Origin of the sequence: Brevundimonas diminuta ATCC 11568 (genome assembly GCF_000204035.1) — a bacterium.
Lineage (GTDB): Bacteria > Pseudomonadota > Alphaproteobacteria > Caulobacterales > Caulobacteraceae > Brevundimonas > Brevundimonas diminuta.
Genome location: NZ_GL883086.1, coordinates 2,612,562 through 2,614,586 on the forward strand (window position 1 = coordinate 2,612,562; position 2,025 = coordinate 2,614,586).

Here is a 2,025-nt window from a genome sequence, read left to right on the forward strand (position 1 = left end):
GGGCGTCGTGGCGCGCAAGGCGTCGGCGGCGGCGCGGGCGCGGCGGCCCATGTCGATCATCATGTCCAGCATGGCGGCGTCGAGGTCGCTCATCGGTCCTCCAGAACCAGATCGTCGCGGTGAATGACGACCGAGGGGCCGCGATAGCCCAGCAGGCTTTCGATCGCGTCGGAATGACGGCCGCGGATCAGCGCGATCTCCTCGGCGGCGTAGGACGCCAGACCCACGCCCAGTCGCGCGCCGTCAGGCCCCGTCAGGCGTACGCTGTCGCCCTTGCCGAAATCGCCGCTGACGGCGACGACGCCGGAGGGCAGCAGGCTCTTTCCGGCCTGGAGAGCGGCGACGGCTCCGGCGTCCAGCGTGAGGGCGCCGCCGGGCGCCACGCTGCCCGCGATCCACTGCTTCCACGCCGCCAGGGGAGTGGCGGGGGCCAGGATCAGGCTCGCGCGGGCGCCGTCCAGCACCGCCCTCAACGGATGGTCGGTCAGGCCCGAGGCGATGACGGTGGCGCATCCGGCCGAGGCGGCGATCTGGGCCGCCGCCAGCTTGGTCGCCATGCCGCCTGTGCCGACCCCGGCCTGGGCGTTGGCGCCCGACGCCATGGCCAGAATGTCGGACGTCAGCCGCTCGATCAGCGGCAGATGGCGGGCGTTCGGATCGCAGCGCGGGTCGGCGGTGTAGAGGCCGTCCACGTCGGACAGCAGAATCAACAGGTCGGCGCGCCCTAGCTGGGCCGCGCGCGCGGCCAATCGGTCATTGTCGCCATAGCGGATCTCTTCAGTGGCGACGGTGTCGTTCTCATTGACCACGGGCACGACGCCGTGGGTCAGCAGGGCTTCTAGCGTGGCGCGGCCGTTCAGCCAGCGGCGGCGCCGTTCGGTGTCGTCGCGCGTCAGCAGCACCTGGCCCGCCATCAGGCCGTGGGGCGCCAGGGCTTCCTCCCAGGCGTGCATCAGCAGGGTCTGGCCCACGGCGGCCGCGGCCTGCTTGTCCTGAAGGCGGCTGGTCGAGAGGTTCAGGCGTCCGCGTCCCAGGGCCACGGCGCCGGAGGAGACGACGATCGCCTCGCGCCCCTGGCGACGCAGTGCCGCGATGTCGGCGGCCAGGCTGGCCAGCCAGTCGGCGGCGACGGCGCGTTGATCGGCGTCGAACAGCAGGGACGAGCCGATCTTGATCACCACTCGGCGCGCCTGGGCCAGGGCGGCGGCAGGCGAGGCGGCGGCCTCAAAGGCTGCGGGGAGGGGCGCTAAGGAGGTCACACAGCCTCCCTATCGCAAGATCGTCGTTTGAGCCAAGCTGTGAGCGACGATTATTCATATGAGTGCTGGTTTGTCGGTATTTGAATGAAGAATATTCTGTTTGTGCGGCGACTTGGCGGAAAACTGCCAAAGAAAACGCCCGGCGGGCGAACCAGCCGGGCGTCCTAGTTTCAGCTTGAGGCTGAAGGTCAGGCTTCGGGATCGGGAGCCTGTTCCCAACCACCCGCCAGAGCCTTGAATAGGCCGATCTGGTAGGTGGTGACCTGGGCTTCCGAAGCGGCCAGGGCGGCGTCGGCGCCGGCCAGGGTGCGCTCGGAATCGAGCACCGTCAGGAAGCTGTCGGCGCCGGCGTCGAAGCGCAGGCGCGACAGGCGCGCCGCCGTAGCCGCTTGATCCCGCGCGGTGCGCAGGGCCGTGCGGCGGTCCAGCTCGTTGGCGTAGGCGCTGAGCGCCGTCTCGGTCTCCTGCAGCGCCGTCAGCACGGTCTGGTCGAAGGTCGCCAGGGCCGCGTCCGACTGGGCGCCCGCCTGCTTGATCCGGGCCCGTGCCGCCCAGACGTTGGGGAAGGACCAGGAGATCAGCGGGCCGACGCTGAAGCGGAAGTTGGCGTCCTCGCCCAGGTCCGAGGCGTCGAGCGCCGTCGAGCCCAGCGACCCGCCCAGGCGGATGCTTGGGTAGAGGCCGGCGGTGGCGACGTTGACGCGAGCGGCGGCGGCCGACAGGCGGGCCTCCGCCTGACGCACGTCGGGACGGCGGGCCAGAAGCG

Annotated in this window: 2 protein-coding genes; both read right to left on the minus strand. The window is 70.9% G+C overall.

Annotated features, from left to right (window positions below; translation table 11 throughout):
* Positions 1–89 precede the first annotated feature (89 nt).
* Entirely contained in the window at positions 90–1,259 is a 1,170-nt protein-coding gene (proB, locus tag BDIM_RS16590) for a glutamate 5-kinase (RefSeq protein WP_088491790.1), read from the minus strand.
* Between the two features lie 188 nt (positions 1,260–1,447).
* A partial coding sequence (locus tag BDIM_RS16595) for a TolC family protein (protein WP_040346507.1) occupies positions 1,448–2,025 on the minus strand: 578 nt, incomplete at its 5' end.